This window comes from Bacillus infantis NRRL B-14911, from assembly GCF_000473245.1.
Classification (GTDB): domain Bacteria; phylum Bacillota; class Bacilli; order Bacillales; family Cytobacillaceae; genus Bacillus_AB; species Bacillus_AB infantis.
Map to the genome: position 1 here is coordinate 3,939,859 of NC_022524.1, position 26,233 is coordinate 3,966,091.

At 47.2% G+C, this 26,233-nt stretch carries 21 protein-coding genes and 1 other RNA gene; 2 read left to right on the plus strand and 20 right to left on the minus strand.

Annotated elements, in window-relative coordinates:
* Positions 1-116 precede the first annotated feature (116 nt).
* The 9 genes from N288_RS19950 to N288_RS19985 all read right to left on the minus strand — a co-directional run bounded on the left by N288_RS19950 (position 117) and on the right by N288_RS19985 (position 12,780).
* Positions 117-3,248, minus strand: a complete 3,132-nt coding sequence (locus N288_RS19950) for an MMPL family transporter (RefSeq protein WP_009793099.1) — start codon at positions 3,246-3,248, stop codon at positions 117-119.
* A gap of 2 nt (positions 3,249-3,250) precedes the next feature.
* Positions 3,251-3,712: a MarR family winged helix-turn-helix transcriptional regulator gene (locus N288_RS19955; protein WP_009793098.1), complete on the minus strand. Its 462-nt coding sequence runs from the start codon at positions 3,710-3,712 to the stop codon at positions 3,251-3,253.
* A gap of 426 nt (positions 3,713-4,138) precedes the next feature.
* Positions 4,139-5,692 carry a glycine betaine ABC transporter substrate-binding protein gene (locus N288_RS19960; RefSeq protein WP_009793097.1) on the minus strand — a complete coding sequence of 518 codons (1,554 nt, stop codon included), beginning with the start codon at positions 5,690-5,692 and terminating at the stop codon, positions 4,139-4,141.
* Complete coding sequence (locus N288_RS19965; protein WP_009793096.1) at positions 5,685-6,830, minus strand: ABC transporter ATP-binding protein; 1,146 nt, start codon at positions 6,828-6,830, stop codon at positions 5,685-5,687. The genes N288_RS19960 and N288_RS19965 overlap by 8 nt, the downstream gene beginning before the upstream one ends.
* Before the next feature lie 886 nt (positions 6,831-7,716).
* Entirely contained in the window at positions 7,717-9,276 is a 1,560-nt protein-coding gene (locus N288_RS19970; protein WP_022544374.1) for a histidine kinase N-terminal 7TM domain-containing diguanylate cyclase, read from the minus strand.
* Positions 9,277-9,447: 171 nt separating this feature from the next.
* Positions 9,448-9,600 (minus strand): DUF1540 domain-containing protein, encoded by a 153-nt coding sequence (locus N288_RS24885; RefSeq protein ID WP_009793092.1) that lies wholly within the window; start codon positions 9,598-9,600, stop codon positions 9,448-9,450.
* 144 nt (positions 9,601-9,744) lie between these two features.
* A complete protein-coding gene (gene opuFB, locus N288_RS19975) occupies positions 9,745-11,262 on the minus strand; it encodes an osmoprotectant update ABC transporter permease/substrate-binding subunit OpuFB (protein ID WP_009793091.1) in 1,518 nt (505 codons plus the stop codon).
* Complete coding sequence (gene opuFA, locus N288_RS19980) at positions 11,255-12,211, minus strand: osmoprotectant update ABC transporter ATP-binding subunit OpuFA (protein ID WP_022544375.1); 957 nt, start codon at positions 12,209-12,211, stop codon at positions 11,255-11,257. Before opuFA ends, opuFB begins: the two co-directional genes overlap by 8 nt.
* 242 nt (positions 12,212-12,453) lie before the next feature.
* On the minus strand, positions 12,454-12,780 hold the full coding sequence (locus N288_RS19985) for a thioredoxin family protein (RefSeq protein WP_009793089.1): 327 nt from the start codon (positions 12,778-12,780) through the stop codon (positions 12,454-12,456).
* A gap of 130 nt (positions 12,781-12,910) precedes the next feature.
* On the opposite strand from N288_RS19985, the gene N288_RS19990 reads away from it, so the two are divergent.
* Entirely contained in the window at positions 12,911-13,450 is a 540-nt protein-coding gene (locus N288_RS19990) for a flavodoxin family protein (protein ID WP_009793088.1), read from the plus strand.
* Positions 13,451-13,487: 37 nt separating this feature from the next.
* On the opposite strand, the gene N288_RS19995 is transcribed toward N288_RS19990, so the two are convergent.
* The 7 genes from N288_RS19995 to secG all read right to left on the minus strand — a co-directional run bounded on the left by N288_RS19995 (position 13,488) and on the right by secG (position 19,859).
* Complete coding sequence (locus N288_RS19995; protein ID WP_009793087.1) at positions 13,488-14,387, minus strand: helix-turn-helix domain-containing protein; 900 nt, start codon at positions 14,385-14,387, stop codon at positions 13,488-13,490.
* Positions 14,388-14,471: 84 nt separating this feature from the next.
* The gene (locus tag N288_RS20000) at positions 14,472-14,930 is read right to left on the minus strand and encodes a DUF2269 domain-containing protein (protein WP_009793086.1); all 459 of its coding nucleotides are present in this window, start codon (positions 14,928-14,930) and stop codon (positions 14,472-14,474) included.
* Positions 14,931-15,218: 288 nt separating this feature from the next.
* Positions 15,219-15,577: a transfer-messenger RNA gene (gene ssrA, locus N288_RS24890) on the minus strand.
* Positions 15,578-15,753: 176 nt separating this feature from the next.
* Positions 15,754-16,221 (minus strand): SsrA-binding protein SmpB, encoded by a 468-nt coding sequence (smpB, locus tag N288_RS20005; protein WP_009793084.1) that lies wholly within the window; start codon positions 16,219-16,221, stop codon positions 15,754-15,756.
* 115 nt (positions 16,222-16,336) lie between these two features.
* Positions 16,337-18,679, minus strand: a complete 2,343-nt coding sequence (gene rnr / locus N288_RS20010; protein WP_009793083.1) for a ribonuclease R — start codon at positions 18,677-18,679, stop codon at positions 16,337-16,339.
* Positions 18,680-18,706: 27 nt separating this feature from the next.
* A complete protein-coding gene (locus tag N288_RS20015) occupies positions 18,707-19,453 on the minus strand; it encodes an alpha/beta hydrolase (RefSeq protein ID WP_009793082.1) in 747 nt (248 codons plus the stop codon).
* Between the two features lie 172 nt (positions 19,454-19,625).
* Positions 19,626-19,859, minus strand: a complete 234-nt coding sequence (secG, locus tag N288_RS20020) for a preprotein translocase subunit SecG (protein ID WP_009793081.1) — start codon at positions 19,857-19,859, stop codon at positions 19,626-19,628.
* 250 nt (positions 19,860-20,109) lie between these two features.
* On the opposite strand from secG, the gene N288_RS20025 reads away from it, so the two are divergent.
* The gene (locus N288_RS20025; protein WP_009793080.1) at positions 20,110-21,078 is read left to right on the plus strand and encodes a nuclease-related domain-containing protein; all 969 of its coding nucleotides are present in this window, start codon (positions 20,110-20,112) and stop codon (positions 21,076-21,078) included.
* 228 nt (positions 21,079-21,306) lie between these two features.
* Here N288_RS20025 and eno read toward each other — a convergent pair whose 3' ends face one another.
* Genes eno through N288_RS20045 form a run of 4 tightly spaced genes read right to left on the minus strand, consistent with a single transcriptional unit; the run spans position 21,307 to position 26,129 of the window.
* Positions 21,307-22,602 (minus strand): phosphopyruvate hydratase, encoded by a 1,296-nt coding sequence (eno, locus tag N288_RS20030; protein ID WP_009793079.1) that lies wholly within the window; start codon positions 22,600-22,602, stop codon positions 21,307-21,309.
* Between the two features lie 25 nt (positions 22,603-22,627).
* On the minus strand, positions 22,628-24,163 hold the full coding sequence (gene gpmI, locus N288_RS20035) for a 2,3-bisphosphoglycerate-independent phosphoglycerate mutase (protein WP_009793078.1): 1,536 nt from the start codon (positions 24,161-24,163) through the stop codon (positions 22,628-22,630).
* Entirely contained in the window at positions 24,156-24,917 is a 762-nt protein-coding gene (gene tpiA / locus N288_RS20040) for a triose-phosphate isomerase (RefSeq protein WP_009793077.1), read from the minus strand. The genes gpmI and tpiA overlap by 8 nt, the downstream gene beginning before the upstream one ends.
* A gap of 27 nt (positions 24,918-24,944) precedes the next feature.
* The gene (locus tag N288_RS20045) at positions 24,945-26,129 is read right to left on the minus strand and encodes a phosphoglycerate kinase (RefSeq protein ID WP_009793076.1); all 1,185 of its coding nucleotides are present in this window, start codon (positions 26,127-26,129) and stop codon (positions 24,945-24,947) included.
* Positions 26,130-26,233 lie beyond the last annotated feature (104 nt).

Genomic DNA, 26,233 nt, shown 5'->3' on the forward strand with positions numbered 1-26,233 from the left:
TTTTTTATATTTCTATGAGCCTGCTACAGACGGAATAAGTAAGCAGTTCATAAAGGCGAGCTTATAAAGAAACACCGCCCTGCCTAGCAGGACGGTGCTCAAGAAGCTAACAGCTTTTATTCATTTGTTCCCCTTTTAAATGGCCACCAGTTTGCCTGGCCGAAGTTTTTCACCATCACCGGGATAAACAGAGGGAGGATGATGAACGCATACAACAGGAGTCCGACCAGGATGATCGAGGCAATCTGCAGCAATGACAGCATGCCGGATGGCATCATCGCCGCGAATGTACCGCCAAGGATGACAACTGCCGAGATGATGACAGTTCCCATCTTCTTCATCGCCATCAGCATCGCATCTGCTACAGAAAGGTCTTTATATTCATTGAAGCGGTCCATAAGGAAGATGCTGTAATCCACCCCAAGCGCAACAAGAATGACGAACCCGAAGAACGGCACTGCCCAGCTGATGCCTGTATAGCCGAGAATATCCACGAAGATCACTTCGTTCATCGCCATGGACGTGTAATAAGTCAGGATCAGTGATCCGATAATATAGACTGGCATAATAATAGAACGGAACAGGAATACAAGAATGATAGAAATGCCGACGAGCATCAGCACGACTGTGCGGGAATAATCCTTGCCTGACATCTCATCAAGATCTGCGTTCGTACTTGTAATTCCGCCCAATGCCAATTTAGCATTTTCAAGCTTTGTATCCTTCGTCGCCCTCTCCACGGCATCCTTAATTTCCGGAACCTGATTGATGGCTTCATTTGAATACGGATTTGCTTCAAAAATAACATCCAGTGTCATCACTTTGCGGTCTTTTGACATATAAGCATCTACCGCCTGGTCGAAATCATCGCTTTCCAGGACTTCTTCCGGCAGATAGAATGCATTCAGGGAATCTGACTGCGACAGTCCGGACAGATAGTCCTGTGCAGAACCCAGTCCGTCTGATACCTGATTCAGCCCATCCACACTCTGATTAAGGCCGTCAGTCAGCTCACCCAGCTGGCCGCCGAGGCTGCCGAAGCCATCCAGCAGCTGCTTTTGGCCATCATTAACGCCTGCAAGTCCGTTTGACAGCTGCGGGAATCCATTGACAATCTGGCCCTGCCCGTCTGCCAGCTGTTCGAGGCCGGCCTGCTGCTGTTCGAGGCCGGTGATGATTTTCTGAAGTCCGCCGGCCAAATTCTGCTGGCCGCTGATCGCCTTGCCGAAGTTATCATTTGCCTTATTAAGTCCATTCTCTACGCCTGCCAGCCCGCCATTCAGCTGTGTCAAGCCTTCTGCCAGAGGTTTAATATTTGCCTGTACATTCTGCACAGTTCCTTTAATTTTTTTGTAAGAATCATTTTCAGCTATTCCTTGATAATTGTCTTCCAATATAGCAAAATCATCTGCTGTAATGCCTGCAAGAGCTTCTGAAAGACCGTTTAAACCTTCACCGATACCCTTATATTTAGCTTGCAGCCCACTTACTCCTTCGGCAGCTTCCTGATATCCTCCGAGTAATTTATTGTAATTTACAAGCAGCTCTTCCGCCCCAGCCTTTGTCTCCTCCAGCCCTTTTTTCAGCTCAGTGGATCCGGCTGTGCCCTGGCGGAGGCCGTCTTCAATTTTGGCCAAATTGGTTTGAATTTCAGAAAGGCCATTCTGAATTTCGCCTGTTCCTGATATCAATGTACCGATGCCTGAAACAGCCTGATCCAGCTCCGGCTCTGATTTAGACAGTTCGCTTCCTGCTTCCAGTAGCCCGTCGCTGATCTGTTCAAGTCCGTCTTTTCCTTCGCCCAGGCCATCTTCAAGGCTTTCGGCCTGCTTGGAGACGAAGAAATCTTCAATCGGCTCACCTGTCGGCCTTGTTACAGACCGGACAGTATCGACCAGGTCCACTTTTTCCAGCTCCTGGCTGATTTTTTCTGCGAGAGCGATGTATTCAGCTGAATCCATCCGCTCATCGTTCTGGAGCACAATTTGCGTCGGCATCGATTCACCAGGGCCAAAGCTGCCGCTGATGGCATCAAATGCCTTGATGGACGGTACATCCCCGCTGATTTCCTCCAGGGAGTTATAGGAAAGATCTCCGTCATACACCACAAGGAACGGCACACAAACCGCCGCAACTATGAACAGGGCAATGAATGGGCGTGCAAGCGAGAAGCGCCCGACAGTACCCCAAAGCTTGCTTTCACCATGTTCTGCCGTGCTTTTTGAAGGCCAGAAGATCTTTTGGCCGAGCACAGCCATAAAGAATGGCACTACCGTGAACAGGGCGATCAGCAGCAGCGCTACCCCTACGGCAACAGCTGAGGCTGACTGATACAGCTTAAACTGGGAGAACCCGATGGCCGCAAAGCCGATCATAACCGCCAATCCGCTGAAAAATACGGTGCGGCCGGCATTCTTATACGTCGCAACAATCGCATCAGCCGTTGATTCACTTTGAGCCAATTCTTCTTTAAACCGGCTCAGCAGCAGGATACAGTAATCAGTCCCGATACCGAAAAGGACGGCCACCAGGAAGATCTGCGTATAGTTGGAAATCGGGAAATCCACTTTATCCACCAGGATCGATACAATCGATTGTGAAGCCAGATATGAAAATCCAACCGTCAGCAGCGGAATGACCGGCGCCACGATAGAGCGGAATACCAGGAACAAGACAACGAGGATGAACACAACGGTAATCCCCTCTGTTTTCTTCAGGCCTTCCTCAGAGCTGGTGGTCAGATCTTCATTGATCATCCAGTTGCTCGTATAATAATGGTCAACATCCGCATCTTCAATGGTTTCATACAGAGCATCGCTCAGTTCGCCTGCTTCGCGGCCGTTCCAGCTGATGCTCAATGATGCGAGAATTGACTTCCCGTCATCGGAAACAAGCTGGTCTTTCAGGTTTTCTTCTGTAAAATGGGAGAGGATCTGCGTGATCCCAAGCTCCTCTTTATTTGCTTCCAGATCATTGATGGCTTTCTCAGCTTCTTTGATCTGATCTGCCGACAGCTTTTTATCATCATGGAAAACAAGGGCCACAGAGGTCTCATCGCCTCCGCCTTCCTGCTTCTGCACTTCGTCCATGATCTGGCCGGCCAGCTTGGAGGAGTATTCCTCCGGCACATCCACCTGCCCTTTTTCACGGACAAGATCAGCCATATTAGGGGCCAGGAAAAACAATCCGGCAATAACTGCGATCCACGCAATCAGGACAAACCATTTTCTCTTGATTATTGTATACACGCCTATTCCTCCACCTGTTGATCTTTAATTTCAAGCAGAATACTGCCCAGTTTTTCATAAGTTGTGATAAACTGCTCTATCTCCTGCTGGTCAAATTTTTTGATAAAAGATTCAACCAGCTTGTTGATGCGCTCTTCCGTTTCCGAAAAAAGCTCCCTGCCTTTTTCAGAAAGCGTCAAGTACACGACCCTGCGGTCTTTTTCATCACGTGTCCGTTCGATCAGGCCCTTCTCAAACAGTCTGTTGATGATGGCTGTGATCGCACTTTTTTTTACATCGAACACCTCAGCCAATTCCGTTGACGTGCAGTTCTCTGAATGGTGGATGTATCTGAGCGTGTAATGCTGGTCATTTGTCAGTTCATCCCCGAGCTGGCACTTTACCAGGTTTTCGCCCGTCTTGTTTACTGAGAAGGAAACGGATATGTACCGGTCCACTAAGTCTTTTATATTCTCATGCGGCATGCATTATTCACCTCTCCCGCTATAAAGTTCTACCCTTTAATAATTCAACACTTTAACTAATTTATCTTAATTGTATTTTTCTGTCAAGGGGGAGTTTTTGAGTAAAAAATTGAACTCAAATGGATTTCCTATAATTGAACTATTTCTGTAAAAAAAGAGGTTTTTCAGGTATCTGCTTGTTATGGGTGTTGATTTCCGTTCCAGGCACTTCGCTTTCCGCGGGGCGGAGTTAAGCCTCCTCACGCTGCGCGCTGCGGGGTCTCAACATTTCCGCTGCAATCCCGCTGGAGTCTTCGTGCCTTCCACTGCAATCAACAGGTTTTTGAAACTCGTTTAGCTATGTAACCAAGGCTATTGAACAATCACTAAACAAAAAAAAGAGGTACGGAATGAGATTATTCCGTACCCCTGCTGTCTTTTATTTGCTTAGTCGATTAGGTTTTTCTGTTTCAGAAAGTCGATTGCTACTTCGCGCGGGTTTTCTTTGTCGAGGTCGACTCTGGCATTCATTTCAGCCATTTCTTCCTCGGAAATCTGGTTGCCGAGCCTGTTGATGACTTCTTCAAGCTCTGGATATTTTGCCAGTGTTTCCTGGCGGATGATTGGTGCTGCATAGTATGGCGGGAAGAATTGCCTGTCATCTTCAAGCACCTTCAGGCCGAAGCGGACAATCCGCCCGTCTGTGGTAAAGGCAGGGATGGCATCTACTTCCCCTTCCTGTACAGCGGAGTACATCAGGTTTGCATCCAATGTCCGCTTTTCGCTGAAATCGAGATTATATGTCTCAGTGAAAGCGGTGAATCCATCCTCACGCTCGTAAAAATCTGCAGGACCCCCAAATCGGAGCTCCGAGGACACAGGAGAAAGGTCGGAAATTTTTTCAGCACCATACTCGCTGTCGGTTTCCTGATTGACTGCGAGGGCATATGTGTTCTGGAATCCTAGAGGCTCCATCCACTCCAGCTGATATTCTTCGCTGTAGCCTTTCTTTACTTTGTTATATATATCCTCAGGGCTGTCCTCCGGGTTATAGGATTCCTTCATGATCGTCAGGAGACCCGTCCCCGTATAGTCCACATACATATCAATATCGCCTTTTCGGAGGGCCTGGGTCAGGATTGGAGTGTCGCCGAGCCCTTCCTGCACCCTGACATTATAATCTGTCTGATCTTTGATATATTCAGAAAGGATATGAGGGAGGATATACTGCTCTGTCCATCTCTTCCCGCCGAGGACAATGGTATCTTCCTCATTGCCGCCCCTGAGTCCAAAGAACAATGCCAGCGCAGCAATAGGAATAAGGACAAAGGAGATCTTCTTCCAGTTCACCTTTCTGCCTCTGCGCGGGTCGGTGGCAATTTCAATTCTTTTCAGGATCAAATCAATCACAATCGCAAGGACGGCTGCCGGTATCGCACCTGCAAGCACAAGCTCATTGCGGGCAGTGGAAAGGCCCCTGTATATCAAGTCCCCGAGACCGCCTGCCCCAATGAAGGCGGCGAGGGTCGCCACACCGATTGTCAGAACGGCTGCTGTCCTGAGGCCTGCCATAATGATCGGCAATGCAAGAGGAAGCTCAATCATCCTGAGGATCTGGTTGCTTGTCATCCCCATGCCGCGTCCTGCCTCAACGGCAGACTGGTCTACACCATTGATGCCTGTATATGTATTTCTTAAAAGAGGCAGCAAAGCATACACAGTCAGGGCGATGATCGCCGTTACATTTCCTATCCCGAACAGGGGAAGCAAGAATCCGAACAGCGCAAGGCTCGGGATCGTCTGAAAGATGGATGTAACGCCAATGATCGGCTCAGCCAGCTTCTTCCTCCGCGAAATAAAGATGCCCAAAGGCAGGGATATCGCTGCTGCTATCACAATGGAAACAACCGACAAAAATAAGTGCTGCTGAAGGGCTTCCAGAATTTCAGGCCATCTATTTTTAAAAATATCAACAACGAGTACAAAGAAATTATCATTCATTTATAGTGCCCCCTTCAGCCGGTGATGAAATTTTCATCCCCGCCAGGCCTCTCATCATCGTGGACCTTGTGATAAGCCCGGCAAGCTTTCCGCCCTCAAGGACGGGAATGTAAAGGGACCCTTTGGCAAACAGCTCAGCAACCTCATTATAAGGTGCATCAACGAGTACTGACTGATAGTCCGCGCTCATAATATCGCCAAGCGTTTTTTCTTCCTCGGCGTAATTTTTTTCGACATCATCAATGGTTGCAATGCCAAGGAGCTCATTCTCGCCATTTACTACAAAAAGTGAGTCAACCTTATATGTCTTCATCGTTTTCAACGCCTGTGCCAGACCTCTGCCGGGACGCGCTGTAATGACCTTCCTGAGCATCAGGTCAGCAGCAGCAGGCTGCCCGTTCTCAGCATCATTCAGGCGGTCTTCGCCGATGAAGCCTTTGACAAACTCATTCTTTGGATAACGCAGAATTCTTTCCGGCGTATCGAACTGGATGATCTCGCCGTCTTTTAAAATGGCAATCCGGTCGGCGATTTTAATGGCCTCATCCATATCGTGGGTGACAAACACAATGGTCTTTTTGATGGTTTCCTGCAGCTTGACCAGCTCATCCTGCAGCTGCTCACGGCTGATCGGATCCAGTGCGCTGAAAGGCTCGTCCATAAGGATGATGGGCGGTTCTGCCGCCAGGGCGCGGATAACGCCTACACGCTGCTGCTGTCCGCCCGACAGCTCGCCGGGGAACCGGGTCCGGTATTCTTTCGGATCCAGGCCGACAAGCTCCAGTAATTCGTCCACTTTATCGGAGTACTGCTCCTTTTCCCAGCCTTTAAGCCTCGGAACAAGTGTAATATTATCTTCAATGGTCATATGGGGAAGCAGGCCGATCTGCTGGATCACATAGCCGATATCCCTGCGCAGCTTCACAGGATCCTTTTTGGATATGTCTTCTCCATTGATAAAAATCTGGCCGCTGGACGGCTCAATAAGCCGGTTGATCATTTTCATGGTTGTCGTCTTTCCGCAGCCGCTCGGCCCGATCAGGGCAACCAGTTCCCCTTCTTCTATATGGAAATCAATATCCTTGAGGGCAACAAAGCCATCCGGATATTTCTTTCCTACATGCTTAAACGTAATCAATAATCAACGCCTCTTTCATTATGTAGTGCTGCTAGGTTTAACATGCCCAAAACAGGCAGCTTGAATGAATGCACAGAAAAAACAGGCTGTAGCTTCATAAGCAGCCAGGTGTATACTATTGGATTTGCAAAATGGTATTAGACAAGAGTTCTGCGATTAGCAGATGCAGATAAATGCGGGAATTTCAAAGACAGGTAGATCCTGAAAGATTGATTTGCCTTATATGGCGCTGAGGATTTTGGCCATAAAATCGCGGATTCAGCAAATCAATGTATTGAGCAGGCGTTCGCCGTTCCCAAATACTCAGCAGCATGATGCGGTGGAGACCGCCAGAGCTGCCTGCCCTAAACAGGGCTGATGCAAAAAAATGAAATCCCAATAGCAATAATTCTTTGTAGCCTTCCCTCCTTTATATAGTCCAACTTTTTACCCATCTCTATTTAATTGTAAACATAAATGACACAGTTTTTCAAATTTATTTGAAATAACGACTGTTTTAACTTGATCCTGAATTCAATTTTCAGTGGTTTCTTAGTGAATGAAGCTGCGATTTAAAAACACAGCACAATATCTGCCAGCTTATATATTGTTTTTTAATCAAACGGACATGGATTCTACCAAATCCGACTTTAATTTCACCAATTGAGCATATATTCTACCAAATTGGGCAAGGATTCCACCGAATCGGCCAAATATTCTGCCGATTGAATATCTCCCCTGCTAAACAGACTCTTTTTCACCAGCCATTACCTCATCTGCACGCCACGCCATTTATTTGCCAATTAATCACCATCAGCCAGCTCTTCCTTGTTGGAATCCAGCACGTTTACCGCAATTTCAGTCCCGGCTTAATAAACCAAAAAAGGCCGCCATGAAGGCAGCCAGGCTAGGATACGGAAACAGGTGATTCGCAGCATGTAACTCTGTTTCTGCCTCCATTTTTTGATTGATATAAAGCAGTGTCTGCATTGTGAAGCAGCCGTTCGAGCGTCATTCCCGGTGCTGCTTCTGCCGCTCCAAAACTCGCGGTCAGTGAAATCATTCCCGTTTCAGAAGGCAGAAAAACCTCTTCGATTCCGGCCCTGATTTTTTCTGCCTGATCAGCCGCTGATTCTAGATCGGCACCAGGAAGGCAGATGACAAATTCCTCTCCTCCGTAGCGTGCAAAAATTGAACCTCCCCCCAGCAGGCTTCCGCTGACCCGCGCTATATGCCGAAGCGCTTCATCGCCCTGCAGATGCCCATACTGATCATTGATATTCTTAAAATAATCGATATCAAACAAAATGACTGACATGGTTCCCCCGGCAGCTTCCGCTTCCTTAAGAAGCCTGCCGCTCTGCTCAATGAAATAGGTCCGGTTATAAATGCCTGTCAGCCCATCTTTAAAAGCAAGCTCCTCCAGTTTCTGCCTTAGCAGTACTTCCTGGGTGATATTGCTGAGGATCACCGTAGTACCGGCCAATTCGCCGCTGCTTTTTTTTATCGGGAAAGAATGAATCTGGATATAAGTTTCTGCCTCGTTCTCAAACTTATGGATGCCGGAATAGCTGCCGCCATCAGCCCCGGTCCCTGAATTTGCTGCAGCCGGCTGGAGAACTACCTTCATCTTTTCACCGATTGAGCTGGAATCAAGCCCTGGCAGCATTTCCTCTGCAGCCGGGTTAAAGTCCACAAGTCCATCATCCTGGGCAAAAACGAGAACACCATCTCTCATGCTTTCAAAGACCCGTTCCTTTGCGATCGGTGCGGCTGTCAGCCTGTCCATAAAAAAGGCGCGCAAATATAAAAAGGATGTCAGGCACATCACCATCGGAACAGGATCCATGCCGTAAGGGGAATATCCCATTAAATAAAGGAAAGAGGCTGTCATGGGGATCGTCAGTCCCGCGAACATGGTCATCAGCTGCCTTCTGTAGGCGAATCCTGCCCTCTTCCAATACCATACAACCATGCAAGCCCCTGCAAAAAGGCTGCCGAAGGTAAAGCTGCCATGAATCACATACCAAAAGCCAACATCCATATCTACAAGCAGATATGACCCCTCCCGGTGCAGAAGATATCCGGTGTAAAAAAGGCCATGCCAATCATTTGTCAGCACCATAACCATGCTGATGAAAGGAATGGTGTATAAAAGAATAAGATTGAAGGTGGTCAAATATCTGTCCAAACCTGTGAATCTCATGACCATGACTAATGTGATAGGGGAAATAAAGGGCAGGCCCGCATATTGAAAGGCAATCCAGAACTTGATTTCTGCCCGCGAATCAGCTGTCAGTTCAAAAGCATGCCCGAATATGTAGATGGCCGAGGTAACCGCTATCCAGACAAAGGTTTTGCCGGCTGAAAAGGTCTTTCTTTTAGCAAAGGCATACATGCCCAAAATGCTTGTCAGGACTCCGGATACAGAGATCAGAACCATATAGCTGAAAATATCTGAGTTCATTATATTCACCAGGTTAATTTTTTGCTTTAATGGTACCATAACCCGGATAGAAAAAGAATATAAACCGGAAAGATGGAATTTTGTTTAGTTGTAATCAGAAAAAACCTGCCTGGACTTTTGTCCGGCAGGCCGTTATGTAGCGGCAGCCTTCATCCAAGGCTGCCATAGTGCTTATTGAGGCTCAAAAGTTTTACAGTCGGTTTCTTCATTGGTGCTCGCTTTCTTTCCGGTGATCGCCCCGACAAAAATCTCATCCGCCCCGCATTTCCTGCCGTTGCGGTTAAACTTGCAATTGACTACTTCACATAATACATCCTGTGCCACTCTAACCACCTCCTGTGAGATTTGTAAAGTGAGACTAGTGTTTCTGATTAAGTAGCACTTAATAGTCTATTCCCGTATAGAGGCATTTTAAACGCTTTTAAATGGAACCCGCGGGGCTGCCGGTCACCTGATTCAGTATGCCCTCTACTCTATAAGCCCTTCATTTTTCAGGAATTCCCTGGCTGTATCTTCAGCACTCATTCCATCAACATTGACTTTATAGTTCATTTCCCGCATCTGGTCATCTGTGATTTTTCCTGCCAGCTTGTTCAAAGCATCCGCGATTTCCGGATGATCATCAAGCGTCTCTTTCTTTAAAAGGGGAGCCCCCTGATAAGGCGGAAACAGATTTTTATCATCTTCAAGCACCTTCAGATTGTAGGCTTCCAGCTCACTGTCCGTCGAATAGGCATCCACCATATTGATATCGCCGGTTTCAACGGCACTATAGCGAAGCTTAGGCTCCATTGTTTTCACATTAGGAAACTCTATGCCATACAGCTTTTGAATACCCCGGTAGCCATCTTCCCTGTCGGAAAACTCCAGCGTAAAGCCCGGGTTGATATTCTGCTGAACCGCTTTTACATCTGAAATCGTTTCAAGTCCATATTGTGCAGCCAGCTCTTCCGGCACAGCCAGTGCATATGTATTGTTATAGTCCATCGGCTCCAGCATTTCCAGTTCAAACTCTTCTGACATGCCGTCCCTTGCCTGTTCATACACTTCCTGCCGGTCTGTGCTCACTGCCGTTTCTTTTAAAAATTCCGAAATGGCTGTTCCTGTGAACTCAGGGTAGATATCAATATCACCTGAACGGAGTGCATTGAACACAAAAGAAGTCTTGCCAAGCCCTGGCTGCAATTCAACGCTCATATCCGTTTCCTCTTCAATGAGGAGTTTGTACATATTGATCAGGATCTCCGGTTCAGAGCCAAGCTTTCCGGCAATCACGAGATCTTTTTCTCCCTTGCCTGAAACAAACGGCAGAACCATGATGACAATGGCTGCAAGGGCAATCGCCCCGAGCGGGATCAGTGATTTTTTGAATGAAATCTTTTCGAACCTTTTCAGCAGCAGGTCAAATAATATGGCCAGCAGCGCTGCCGGGATTGCTCCCAGTACAATGAGGGATGTATTGTTCCGGTCAATCCCGAGAAGGATGATATCCCCAAGGCCTCCTGCACCGATCAAAGCTGCAAGCGTTGCTGTCCCGACGATCAGGACCATTGCCGTCCTGATCCCTGCCATGATCACTGGCATGGATAGAGGCAATTCTACTTTAACAAGCCGTTTCCAGCTGTTCATCCCCATGGCCCTTGCCGCTTCAATAAGCGAAGGCTCCACTTCTTTTATGCCTGTGTACGTATTCCTCAAAATCGGCAGAAGTGCATAGACGATCAGCGCGATGCTTGCAGGCACTTTCCCGATCCCGAACAGCGGGATAAGGAGCCCTAGCAAGGCGAGGGAAGGAATGGTCTGCAGCACCGCTGTAACGCCGATGACTGCCTCAGCTGCTCTTTTATGCCGCGTCAGATAAATTCCGAGCGGGATTGAAATCAGGACAGCGAAGAAAAGCGCAATGAATGAGATTTGTATATGTTCAATGAGTGCACTGAAAAGCTCTGATTGCCTCTCTTTAAAAACACCGGCCAAATCATTCAATTATAGCCCCCCTTTCTCCTAAGCTTCCCGCCACATGCCTGATGGCTTCCCTGCGGCTGATTGAACCGACGATGGTCCCGTCTTTTTCAACAGGTATCTCTTCCCTGTCAGTCAGCAGTTCCAGCACTTCCTTTAAACTGGCCGAAGCTGCGACCGCTTCAGCAGACACACTTTCGGCATATCCGGCTTTCATCATTTTTTCAGCTGTAATCTCGCGGCCGGCTCCAGCCTGCGCACCGACAAATTCACGCACAAATTCATCTGCCGGATTTGCAATGATTTCCTCAGGCGCAGCCAGCTGCACAATCTTCCCTTCCTTCATGACGCAAATTCTGTCTCCCAGTTTAAGAGCTTCCTGCATATCATGCGTCACAAACACGATCGTCTTCTTAATATTGCGCTGCAGATCCAGAAGATCATCCTGCAGCTTTTCCCTGCTTAAAGGGTCAAGTGCACTGAAAGGCTCGTCCATCAGAATGATTTCAGGGTCGGCTGCGAGGGCACGGATAACACCGATCCTCTGCTGCTGCCCGCCGGAAAGCTCGCTCGGCTTCCTCGTCAAATATACATCCGGCTCCAGCCCGACCATAGTCAGCAGCTCTGCCGCCCGCTTGCGGATCTTTTCCCGCTCCCATTTTTTCAATTCCGGGACTATAGCGATATTTTCTTCGATCGTCATATGCGGAAAGAGCGCGATTGACTGCAGCACATAGCCGATGCTCCATCGTAATTCATGGATATCATACTCACTGATCCTTTTCCCCTCTATCCTGATCGTTCCCTTCGTGAGATCGATCAGCCGGTTGATCATCTTGAGCGTCGTTGTCTTCCCGCACCCGCTTGGCCCGATCAGCACGAAGAATTCCCCTTTCTTTATCGTAAGATCCAGGGACTCTACCGCCTTCGTTCCGCCGGGGTACTCTTTTGTCACACCCTCAAACTCTATCATGGCTTCTCTCCTTTTCATCGTCCTGTTTACTCTTTATGTATAAACACCATTTTTATTATTGCCTTTTTTGAGCTGTCTGCGGCTCCTGCGCCCAGGAAAATTTAACCACCTCACTCCATTAACTCTATTACCTACCCTGTTGCCCATTTTTCCAAACATAGCATTTTTCACTGCCAGCTTCAATTCTCAGTTCTCTTACAAAAAGTAAAAAAGCCGGGAGCAGTCTCCCGGCCTTTATTTGTTTATTTGCTATAATACTCGCCAAGGTATTCTGATACCTGTTCCGGTGTCTTCGCATTTGCGCTGTGAAGATGCCCAAGCTTTTCATCGTTCTTGAATACCAGCAGACTCGGAATGCCCATCACATTATATTCAGCAGCCAAATCAGGCAGTTCGTCTTTGTTCAGCTCATATAGAGGAAACTCCTGAAATTCCTCCAGCACGCTCGGCATGAACATATCCATCCGTTTGCAGTCCGGGCACCAGCCCGCAAAAAACTTTACAGTCACTGTTTCCCCGCTGCCGATTATTTCCCTGAATTCTTTTTCTGTTTTGATCATATTAGCCATTCTCATCAACCTCCTGCCCTCATTATATACAAAACGTTTCTGCTTATCCTCAAACTTGCTTTCCTTCGAAAATAAGGTATTTCCGTGTTACACTTAAGCATAAAAGAACACAAGTGAGGAGCATGTGACGATGAAAACTTTATGCTTGCTGGGAAGCACCCGCAAAAATGGCAACTCAGAATATTTGGCAGGAAAAATTCTTGAAGGAACAGACCATACTGTTGTTCACCTGGCTGATAAGCATATTGAAGCCATCCACGACCAGCGCCATGCTGAAGGCGGCTTTGATCCGGTCCACGATGACTATGACGAATTGATTGAGCTGATTTTCAGCCATGATGTCATCCTGTTTGCTACTCCCCTGTACTGGTATGGTATGAGCGGCCCAATGAAGAATTTTTTTGACAGATGGTCACAGTATCTTCGCGACGAGCGCTTCAATTTAAAAGAAGAGCTTGCCAGAAAAAAAGCTTATGTAGCCGTAACAGGCGGCACAAGCGCAAAAATCAAGGGACTGCCGCTCATCCAGCAATTTGAATACATATTTGAATTTGTCGGCATGGAATTTGCAGACTATATCATCGGCGCAGGCGTCAAGCCCGGCGAGGTGAAGGAAGACCAGATTGCGCTGGCAAAGGCAGAGGCTTGGAATAAAGGATTGCGCTCATAATAGAAGAGGACCTGCTGGGAGGGCAGGTCCTTTTCTGCTAAGATTTCTTCACTGACTTATTAATATTCTCGATTTTGCCTTCAATGAAAGAAACGAATCTATCATCCTTCTGCGCTTTAAAAATGCTAATCGTTATATCATAGTGCTCAATCGCCTGATTGTATTCTTTTAAGCCTTCATAGCTTATGCTCAGATAATAATAGAGCTCCCCTAAATAGTCCAGCAGATTCGCCTTCACGCACCAGTTAATGCCTTTATAGCAGCACTCTATTGCCTCTTTATATTGTTGAAGGGCCCATAAGCTTCTTGCTTGATTATACAGTACTTTAGTTTTCAAATCCTTATTTTGCAGCTGCGGCAGCTCTTTAATAACCTGAGACGCTTTTTTCAGCAAATCATAGCACTGCTGGAATTCTTTTATATCATAGTGGAAAATGCCCATGCTGATATAAATCTCGAGCTCGGATTCCGTCCAGATCGAAGCATTTTTATGGGTAAGATCAATCGCTTCCTGCAATATTGAAATACTTCTCTCAAAATCTTTTTCCAAGTAAAAGGTGTAGATTCCTTTATTCCAGAGAAGCACCTGATGGTATTCGGGATTTTCCAGAATTCTAGGATTCTTTTCCTCGACTTTAACAATATCCCTTACCTGGTCATACTCCAGCTTTTTCCGGGCATTATACAGCTGTGTCATTACTTCTTCAACATACTCATTGCTGGCAATGCCGTTCATCCCGAAAAAATAGGAAATATCCACTCCAAGCCTCCGGGCGATAAGATAAAGAGTGGAAGAAAGCGGGATGATATCCCCCCGCTCAATCTTGCTGATCTGCGCCTGTGTGCAGATGCCTTCAGACAGTTCACTCTGCTTAAGCCCTCTTGAAACTCTTAAATCTTTAATTTTTTTCCCAAGATTGCTTCCAAAAATATTCAAACTATCACGTCCTGGATTATCTTTTATTGTAGAATAGCAATAAATCCAGCAAAATAGAAATGATTTATCCGCGGTCAGCTCATATTAAAATGGCTTCATTACCATTAGAACAATCAAAACAACTGCTGCTAAGTGTGTATATAAGGTGAATGGCTGCTGTTCTTTGTTTATGCGGTGGTAAGAGTCAGGCAGTGATTCGTCCTTGCCTTCATGATTAGCAAGAAGCTCCTGCTGTGCTTTGACTTTCTTCGGCAGTACTGCTGCTACAATCGGCTGAACAGATATAAAGATTATGATGGAAATGATATACCAGACCTGTTTGAATAAAGCAGGATTCAAAGCTCCAAAAATCAAACCGGTGATCAATAGTATAATACTCCCGTATTTTGCGAGCTTCTCTACTCTCTCATTGATTGAAATACAAAGCCTAGCCTGTGAAACCGTTTTTGGAGCCTTTGAAATGATGGGCTGCGCAAAAGCAGCGCCAAGGCCGCACACTGCGGCAATGATATGCACTGTAAGCAGGATGGAATAAAAAGTCAAAGATAAGTTCCCCTTTCAAACAAAATTTTTTATATCTCTCTTGTATAATAATACAGATTTGTTAAAATATAAGCATTTCTTACCAATTTAATGGATAATTTTCTCTATTTTATTGAGTCATATACATGAACGACCATTATCTTGAGGGCGTTTATAAGGAAATTGGCATGTGTTTTCTTATGCGAAGAAGGTATATATGGAGGTTTTTTAAGCAAATAAAAAAGCCTGAATCTTCCATCAGGAAAATCCAGGCTTCGTAATTTAAGATTTAATCCACCAAAGTATGTATGGTGGAGACGGTGGGAGTCGAACCCACGTCCAGAAACATCGCCACTTAAGCTTCTACGAGTGTAGTCAGCATATTTGCGTTTCGCTGCATCTTATGCCTGCTGACAGGCGTCCGTGCAGCTAGTCTGGTTGTTCTCTTCCTTCATCCTCAGACGGTGGAATCCGGCGTAGTCCACTTAGAGTGAGTCCCTTACCCTACCACATGGACGATGGAGGGAGGAACCGCTTAGCGCTATTAGGCAGCTAGAGCGAAGTTGTTTTGTTGTTTGCCAGTTATAGGCTTTGACGTTTTAACGAGGCCGATCCCCTCGACTCGCAACCTAAGCTCGAACTATCCCTGTCGAATCCGTAACGTCCCCATATTGGGCAATGTGCATAACGCATCATTTCCGCTGAGAGCCGGTGCGAATCTTATTCTGCCACTCGGTTTGACGCCAGGAGCGCTCGAAATAGAAGAGCGTAAGTCAGATAGCATCGCTGCTACAATACTTATTATATCATATACAGCACGGATATCAATTGTTAAGTCTTGGATTTACATTTTCTGCCGTTCGCGGAATGCCCGCTCAATATCCCGGCCTGCTTCTTTCTTTTTCAAGGTTTCGCGTTTATCATAATTCTTTTTACCCTTGGCCAGGCCGATCAAAACTTTCGCAAAACCATTTTTCAAATACATTTTCAGCGGTACGATAGAATAGCCGGCTTCCTTTGTTTCGCCGATCAGCTTGCTGATTTCTTTATTATGAAGCAGCAGTTTCCTGGTTCTGAGCGGATCATGGTTGTACCGGTTTCCCTGCTCATAAGGGCTGACATGCATGTTGATCAGGAATACCTCCCCGCTGATGATCCTTGCATAAGAATCCTTCAGCTGCACCCTTCCTGCCCGGATAGCCTTAATCTCTGTACCTTGCAGGACGATTCCCGCTTCATAGGTGTCTTCTATAAAATAATCATGATACGCTTTTTTATTTTGGGCGATAACCTTGCCCGTTCCCTTTGGCATATGAATTTCCCCCTCAATCTCTTACACTGATTTTAACAAAAATCTCTCCCAGCAACAATCATGACCCTATATCGGAAAGGAGAGCCACTTGGATGGCTCTCCGGGTTCCAGCTTTTTAGCGTTTCTTTTTCTTACGCTTGGCTTTTGGCGCATTTTCAAAGTGCTTTTTCTCTTTCCGGGCAGGTCCGCCGCTTTTGCCTTTCGAGCTGCCGCTGCGTCCTTTTGGGCCTTCGCCTGCTTTGCCTCTGCGCGGCTTCTTTTCTGTGCTGCCCGTCTTGAACACTCGCGGCGCATCCCGATCATCACGCTTCCGGGGGCCTTTCATGCCGACGATTTCAAAATCTATGGAGCGCTCATCTTTGTTGACATTAATGACGCGTACTGTAATTTCGTCGCCAATCCGGAACACATTGCCGGTTTTCTCGCCGATCATCGCGAAATGGCGTTCATCATAGCGGTAATAATCGTCCGTCATATAGCTGACATGGATCAGACCTTCAATCGTGTTCGGCAATTCGACGAACATGCCGAAGTTTGTAACTGAGCTGATGATGCCATCATATTCTTCGCCAATTTTATCAGCCATATATTCTGCTTTCTTCAGCTCATCTGTTTCCCTTTCAGCTTCGACCGCGCGGCGCTCCATATTGGAGGAATGCTCGGCAATATCAGGAAGCCTTGAATTCATCCGCTCTCTTGTCGCCTGGCTTAAATCGCCTTCAATCAGATAGGTGCGGATGAGCCTGTGGACAACCAAGTCCGGATACCGGCGGATTGGTGATGTGAAATGAGTATAGAACTCAGTCGACAGCCCAAAGTGGCCGAGGCTCTCAGGATCATATTTCGCCTGCTGCATCGAACGCAGCATGACGGTCGAAATTACCATTTCCTCAGGTGTACCCTGCACCTCTTCAATGATTTCCTGGAGGGCGCGCGGATGCACAGAGTTTGCCGTGCCTTTTACAATGTAACCGAAGTTTGTAATAAACTCGAAGAATCTTCTCAGCTTATCTTCCTTCGGATCTTCGTGAATACGGTAGATGAACGGCACATCCATCCAATGGAAATGCTCGGCGACCGTTTCATTGGCTGCAAGCATGAATTCCTCGATGAGGCGCTCTGCCACAGAACGTTCGCGGAGTACGACATCACTTGGCTTTCCTTCTTCATCAACAAGAACCTTTGACTCTTTAAAATCAAAGTCGATGGCGCCGCGGCCCATCCGTTTCTTGCGGAGCACCGCTGCCAGCTCTTCCATAAGCTGAAACATCGGGACAAGCGGCTCATAGCGCTTCATCAGCTCTTCGTCTTTATCGGTCAAGATCTTGTTAACGTCATGATAAGTCATACGCTCTGTCGTTTTAATGACACTCTGGAAGATTTCATGATTAACCACTTCACCGGAGCTGTCCATTTCCATTTCACAGGAAAGGGTCAGGCGGTCAACCTGCGGATTAAGGGAACAGATGCCATTGGATAATCTGTGCGGGATCATCGGGATGACCCGGTCCACCAAGTAAATACTTGTCGCCCGTTCTTCCGCTTCCTGATCGATCGGTGTATTCTCGCGCACATAATACGTCACATCGGCAATATGTACTCCGAGCTTATAGTTTCCGTTTTCAAGCTTAGTAACAGTTACCGCATCATCCAGGTCCTTCGCATCAGCGCCGTCAATCGTGACGATTGTCTGGTCGCGGAGATCGCGCCGGTTCTTGATTTCACTTTCATCAATGCTGTCAGGTGTATCATTCGCCTGCTCCAGCACTTCTTTCGGGAATTCCATCGGCAGCCCATGTTTGTGGATGACAGACAGGATATCCACGCCTGGATCATTTTTATGGCCAAGGATCTCAAGGACTTCCCCTTCAGCACTCTTGCGCCCCTCCGGATACGTCGTCAGCTTGACAACGACCTTATGTCCTTCTATTGCCCCTTTAGAAGCTGATTTCGGGATAAAAATATCGCTGGTGAACTTTTTGTCGTCCGGGAGCACAAAGCCGAAATTTTTACTTTCAACATATGTCCCGACAATCTGCTGGACACCTCGTTCGAGAATGCGCACGACCGTCCCTTCACGCCTCTGGCCGGAAGATTCAGAAGAAACCCTTGCAAGGACAATATCGCCATGCATAGCATTATTCGTCTCATTCGGCGGTATAAAGATATCATCAAGGCCAGGCTCTTCAGGAATGACAAAAGCAAAGCCTTTTGCATGGCCGGACAGCTTACCTTTGATCAGATTCATCCTGTCCGGCAGGCCGTAGCGGTTGCTCCGTGTCCGGACAACAAGCCCTTTCTGCTCCATGACCACAAGGGCCTTCACAAAGTCTTTAAAATCGGAAGAATCCTCGATTCCGAATGCCTCTTCCATCTCCTGGACGGTCAGTGGCTTATATGCTTCATCTTTCATAAAGTGGAGAAGCTTATCCACGATTTGCTTAATATTATTTTCCATCTATGCTATCCCTCCTAAATAAAGGATTTAAACAGTCCAATCCAGCGATTCCAGGAACTGATATACATCCTCATGCAGCTGATCCTTTTCCTTGTCCAATGTGATGACGTGGCCGGACTCTTCATACCATTTCAGCTTTTTATTATCATTCTCCACTTCGCTGAAGATGATGTTCGCGCTGTCGGTATTGATCATGGCATCATGACGGGCCTGAGCCACAAAGGTTGGGGAATAGATCATGTCCACATGATTCCTCACATCGGCGATCAGCTCCTGCAGCGCTTTAAGTGTCTCCATCGGAGTTTTCCTGAATTCAGCCATTTCCTGTTCAATCTGCTCAGGGGATTTGCCTTCAAGCCTCTTATACTCGCTGGCATAGTGAAGGATGCCCTGATACATGACTTCCTCGCTCTTAATATACATTGGTGCACACATTGGAACGATACCCTTTATAGGAACAGTGTAACCTAATTTCAAGGAAAATACCCCGCCAAGCGAAAGCCCGGCAACTGCAATCTCTTCATAGCCCTGTCCCTTCAGCAGCTCATAGCCTTCCATAACATCCTTCCACCAGTCCTCAGGCCCGGTATGGACCAGCTCTTCAGGCGGCACCCCGTGTCCCTTATACTGTGGCGCATGGCAGGTATACCCCTTGGTCTGCAAAAACCGTCCAAGCATCCTGACATCCGCAGTATTGCCTGTAAAGCCGTGCAAAAGCAGGACAGCCCTTTTTCCGCCTTCAAAGGTAAATGGTTTCGGTGCAACAATCTTCATTTTGAAAACTCCTTTTGCTATGTAAATGATTTCATTGATAAGTTCAGCTTCCTTATTTTTAGCAAAGCCGCGCCCAACAATCCACTAAAACGGCTTATCAGCAGCTGCAGGAAAAATATTCCGTTCAGCGGCAAATAAAAAACCTGACCTTCTGGGCCAGGCAGCAGCTTTATTATTTTACAAAATAAGCGACAGCAATTGTTAAAACAAAAAACAGTACAGATAACACAATCGTCACACGGTGGAGTATAAGATCAAGCCCGCGCGCCTTTTGCTTGCCGAAAAGCTGCTCGGCACCACCTGAAATCGCGCCGGAAAGACCCGCACTTTTCCCTGATTGAAGAAGTACAACAACTATAAGAGCAACTGAAACAATAATCAACAGCGTAATTAATAATGTGTACATGAAGTCCACCTCCTGAAACGTACAATCACATTATTCTTAATTTATCATATTTTGGCGGATTGGACAATAGCAATGTTGGTTTGCGGAAGATTGAGCGGGTGTTATTTGAGAAGGGAAAGGACGGTGCCGGATGAATTGGAGCACGTGGAGGAAGGAGCATTGGGTGTGGGGGATTTAGTTAGCAGCTCAAGAAGGAGGACAGGACATGGGGGACGAAATAATTAAATAATACATTTATAAGGAGGAAGATATGATTGTTAAAGAATTAACAGTACCAAAGCGGATTTTAGCCCTGGAAGCTCTGCTGCGCCGGCTGGAGGAAGGGAGTCCTGACTGGCACCGTGTTAAGGAAGATCTTGCGAAACGCTGGGCGGGCTACTATGGTGAATTGTCTTTGGATTATTATTTGCAGATGCTGCCGGAAAAAGAGTATCTGGTACTGCATGATCTGCGGCTCGGCCTGTCCGGCAGCTTTTTTCAAATTGATCTACTTGTGCTGCATGCTCATTTTGCATTAATCCTGGAGGTTAAAAACATACTTGGCACCCTTGTATTCGATAAGCAATTCAGCCAGATGATCCGCACCCAGGATGAAAAAGAAGAAGGCTTCCCCGATCCGATCGCTCAGGCAGAACATCATAAAAAACAGCTGGCCCGCTGGTTAGCGGAACGCAGCATCCCTCTCCCCGTCGAATCCCTCGTTGTTATCAGCAAACCATCCACTGTCCTCAAAGCGAACTCCCCAGCCATCAGCAGAACGGTCATCCACAGCCACCGCCTCCTTGGGAAGATAGAAGACTTGAGCGGCCGCTATCAACAAGCGCTCCTGGATGCGAGAGAGCTGAGAAAAACCTCTAGATTGTTGATCAAACACCATACACCTGAAAAAATTGATATTCTGTCCAGGATGAGAGTCAGCCGGGAGAATGTGAGGATGGGTGTCCATTGCGGCGGCTGCGGCCATATTCCGGTTATAAGGGTATATGGTACTTGGTTTTGCCCGAAATGCGGGTTGAAGGACAAGTCAGCGCATATCGCAGCTTTGAAGGACTACTTCCTTTTGTTTGGGAAGGAGATTACGAATGGGGGATTTCGGGAGTTTGCGGGGGTGGAATCCGTCCATACAGCTTCAAATATACTAGCAAGCTCAAATTTAGTGGTCTCAGGCAGAGGAAAAGGGCGCAAATACAGCGCACCAGCAGATTGGTGGAATGGGTAAAAAGCGTTTATTAGCAACTTTTTCCGTATATTAGCAACTTTTCAAATTTATTAGCAACTTTTTTGTTTTATTAGCAACTTTCAGGATATATTAGCAACTTTTAGATTTTATTAGCAACTAGCCCTGCTCGCGGCCACTAAACTCCAACCAGGTACCATGCATCAGCTCGAAAAACCAAAACCCAAAAAAACACCAGCCCCAAAAGGCTGGTGTCTCCCTCAAAAAGAATTACTTCTTCAGGTTATAAAAAGATTTCAGTCCATCATATACAGCCAGATCGCCAAGCTCGTCTTCGATGCGAAGGAGCTGGTTGTATTTCGCGATGCGGTCTGTACGGCTCATAGAACCAGTTTTAATTTGGCCTGCGTTTGTTGCAACAGCGATGTCAGCGATTGTGGCATCTTCTGTTTCACCTGAACGGTGGGATACAACTGCAGTGTAGCCTGCGCGCTTAGCCATTTCGATTGCTTCGAAGGTTTCAGTCAGTGTACCGATCTGGTTCACTTTGATCAGGATGGAGTTGCCAACGCCCTGCTCGATACCTTGTGCAAGCTTCTTAGTGTTAGTTACGAAAAGGTCATCTCCGACAAGCTGAACTTTTCCGCCGATGCGGTCAGTCAGAAGCTTGTGGCCTTCCCAGTCGTTTTCATCCAGTCCGTCTTCGATTGAAAGGATTGGGAATTCGTTTACCAGCTCTTCGTAGAAGTTAACCATATCTTCTGAAGATAAGCCAGTGCGGCCTTCGCCTGCAAGATCGTATTTGCCTGTTTCTTTGTTGTAGAACTCAGAAGAAGCAACGTCCATGCCAAGAAGAATGTCTTTGCCTGGCTCATAGCCGGCACTCTTGATTGCTTCGATGATGACTTCAAGTGCTTCGCGGTTGGAACCAAGGTTTGGAGCGAATCCGCCTTCGTCGCCGACTGCTGTGTTAAGGCCTTTGCCTGAAAGAACTTTCTTAAGCGCGTGGAATACTTCAGCACCCATGCGGATTGCTTCCTTGAAAGTAGGAGCTCCTACAGGAAGGATCATGAATTCCTGGAAGTCAACGTTGTTGTCAGCATGTGATCCGCCATTGATGATGTTCATCATTGGAGTTGGAAGCTGCTTCGCGTTGAATCCGCCAAGGTAACGGTATAATGGCAGGCCTACAGATTCAGCTGCAGCGTGTGCACAAGCCATGGATACGCCAAGGATTGCGTTAGCGCCCAATTTGCCTTTGTTTTCAGTACCGTCAAGCTCGATCATTGTGCGGTCGATTCCGACTTGGTCAGTTACATCCATGCCGATGATCGCTTCTGAGATCAGGTTGTTTACGTTGTCCACTGCGTTTTGAACACCTTTTCCAAGGTAGCGGGACTTGTCGCCGTCGCGAAGCTCAACTGCTTCGTGCTCGCCTGTTGATGCTCCTGAAGGAACGATTGCTCTTCCAAAGAATCCTGATTCTGTTAATACTTCTACTTCAACTGTTGGGTTACCGCGGGAATCTAATACTTCGCGGGCATATACGTGCTGGATAAATGGCATAGTAAAATCTCTCCTTAAAATGGAATTATTTTTTTAAAATCGTTGTACCGGTCATTTCAACCGGCTTTTCAACTCCGAGCAGGTCAAGCATGGTTGGGGCAAGATCAGCAAGGATTCCGTCCTCGCGCAGCTCATCCCCTTCTTTTGTTACGATGACAGGCACCGGATTAGTGGTGTGTGCTGTCATTGGATTGCCTTCAAGGGTGACAACTTCGTCTGCATTTCCATGGTCAGCTGTGATGATGGCATGACCGCCTTTTTGAATGATCAGGTCAACAATGCGGCCAAGGCATTCATCCACAGTTTCGATTGCTTTCACTGTCGGCTCGAGCATTCCGGAGTGCCCGACCATATCAGGATTAGCAAAGTTCAGGATGATAGCATCAAAGTTATCTGCTTCTATTTCTTTCACGAGGGCATCGGTTACTTCATATGCACTCATTTCAGGCTGAAGATCATAGGTTGCCACTTTTGGCGAATTGATGAGGATCCGTTCTTCGCCTGGGAATTTCTCTTCACGCCCGCCGCTCATAAAGAATGTTACGTGCGGGTATTTCTCAGTTTCAGCGATGCGCAGCTGTTTAAGATTGTTCTGGGCCAAAACCTCGCCGACCGTGTTGTCCAGGTTGTTTGGCTTGAATGCTACATAGCCGTCAACGGTTTCGCTGAAGTGGGTGAAGCAGACAAAGTGCAGATTCTGCGGGTGCCCTGGGCCCCTGTCAAAGGATCTGAAATCTTTGTTTGTGAATGTATTGGAAATCTGGATCGCACGGTCAGGGCGGAAGTTGTAGAAAATGACTGAGTCATTGTCTTCAATCGTTGCCACCGGCTCACCGTTTTCCCTTGTAATCACGGATGGAATGACGAACTCGTCAAAGATTCCGTTTTTGTAGTTGTCTTCGACAAGATCAAGCGGATCGGAATAAGATGGTCCATCTCCGTACACCATCGCACGGTAGGATTTCTCCACACGGTCCCAGCGCTTGTCGCGGTCCATGGAATAGTAGCGCCCTGAGATGGTCGCAAATTCGCCTACTCCATATTCCTTGATTTTTTCCTGTGCTTCTTTGATATATTTCTCGGCTGTTTTCGGACCGACGTCTCGGCCGTCAAGGAAACCGTGGATATATACCTTTTTCAGTCCCTCATCAGCTGCAAGCTTCAGCAGGGCGTACAGGTGGTGGATATGGCTGTGGACACCGCCGTCGGACAAAAGGCCAAACAGATGGAGAGCTTTATCGTTCTCCTTCGCATGGTTAATTGCGTCTAAAAAGGTTTGATTCTTTTCAAACTCGCCTTCACGGATGGCCACATTCACCCTTGTCAGGCTCTGGTAGACGATCCTTCCGGCACCGATATTCAGGTGTCCTACTTCCGAGTTCCCCATCTGCCCTTCAGGAAGGCCGACTGCTTCTCCGCTTGCCTGCAGGGTAGAGTGGGGATATTTGTTCCAATAACGCTCAAAGTTCGGTTTGTTCGCTTGAGCAACTGCGTTTCCCATCCGTTCACCGCGCAGGGCGAATCCGTCCAGGATAATCAGTGCTACTGGGGATTTACTCATTCTTGCCTGCCTCCAGTAATTGAAGGAATGAGTTCGGCTCAAGGCTCGCCCCTCCGACCAGTGCACCATCGATATCAGGCTGGGCCATGTATTCTTTGATGTTTTCCGGCTTAACGCTTCCGCCGTACTGGATGCGGACTGCCTCAGCTGCCGCAGTTGAGAACTCCTCGCCTACCACCTGGCGGATATGGGCGCAAACTTCGTTTGCATCCGCAGAAGTGGAAGATTTGCCTGTCCCAATTGCCCAGATAGGCTCATAAGCGATAACAGTCTGCTTCACCTGGTCTTCTGTCAGGCCGGCAAGGGCTTTTTTCACCTGGCTGCCGACGATTTCAGTTGTTTCGCCGTTTTCGCGCTGTTCGAGCGATTCGCCGACACAAACAATCGGTGTCAGGTTGTAGTTGAACGCAGCCAAAGTCTTTTTGTTAACAGCTTCGTCTGTTTCGTTGAACATTTCACGGCGCTCTGAGTGACCAAGCACTACATAAGATACACCAATGTCCTGAAGGGCTTTCGGGCTGATTTCGCCTGTGAAAGCACCGCTTTCTTCAAAGTGCATATTTTGGGCGCCGATTGCGACGTCATGGCCTTCTGCACTTTCAACAAGTCGCTCTAAGAATAAAGCTGGAGCACAAACGACTGTATCAACATCTTCCTTTGAAGGTACAAGGCCGTTGATTTCCTCTAAGAAGCTTTTCGCTTCAGGCAGGGTTTTATGCATTTTCCAGTTGCCTGCAATAATTGATTTACGCATTCCGGCACATCCTTTCAACTCTTTTGCTTATTTATCATTTAAAGCCGTTACACCAGGAAGCTCTTTTCCTTCGATGAATTCGAGGGAAGCGCCGCCGCCTGTTGAGATATGGCTCATTTTATCAGCAAGATCAAACTTTTCGACTGCAGCCGCAGAGTCTCCGCCGCCGATTACCGAATATGTATCCTGGGATTCAGCAAGGGCTTCGGCTACTGCTTTCGTTCCGCCTGCAAATGCATTCAGTTCAAACACACCCATAGGGCCGTTCCAGATGACAAGCTTGCTTGATTTGATGACATCCTGATAGATGGCACGAGTCTTCGGACCGATATCAAGCGCTTCCCAGTCTGAAGGGATTTCTTCAATGGAAACTTCTTTAATATTGGCATCCTCGGAGAAATCATCCGCAACAAGCACATCGACAGGCATATAGAATTTAACGCCTTTTTCCTCTGCCTTTTTCATGAACGAATCGGCAAGATCGATTTTGTCTTCTTCAAGAAGGGATTTCCCGATTTCGTGGCCTTGTGCTTTAACGAACGTATAAGCAAGACCTCCGCCGATGATCAGATTATCTACCTTATCAAGCAGGTTTTCGATAACACCGATTTTGTCCTTTACCTTCGCTCCGCCGACAATTGCCGTAAACGGGCGCTCCGGATTGGACATCGCTTTTCCAAGAACGTCCAGTTCCTTTTCCATCAGCAGGCCGGAAACAGCCGGAAGATGGTGTGCAATGCCTTCAGTTGAAGCATGGGCACGGTGGGCAGCGCCGAATGCGTCATTTACATACACATCCGCAAGTTCTGCAAACGCCTTTGCCAGCTCAGGATCATTCTTTTCCTCACCAGGGTAGAAGCGGACGTTTTCAAGAAGGAGAACATCGCCCTCAGCCATTTCGGAAACCAACCCTTGTACAGCTTCACCGTAGGCTTCGTCTGCTTTCTTTACATCCTTGCCCAACAGCTCTGATAAGCGCTTGGCAACTGGTGTAAGGCGCAGTTCTTCTACTGCCTGGCCTTTTGGACGGCCAAGGTGGCTTGCAAGGATGACTTTAGCTCCCTGTTCAGTCAAGTACTGAATGGTAGGAAGAGCTGCTGTGATGCGAGTTTCGTCCGTAATAGAGCCATCTTTCATCGGCACGTTAAAGTCCACACGGCAAAAAACGCGTTTACCTTTTAAATCAATGTCTTTTACGCTTTTTTTGTTCACGGCAAAGGACCTCCCAGTTTCTGATAGTGTTCAAAAGAAAAGGGAGAGGGAATTGTTTCCCGCTCCCCTTTTCCCCATCATTATAGATGTTCGCTATTTTTTTA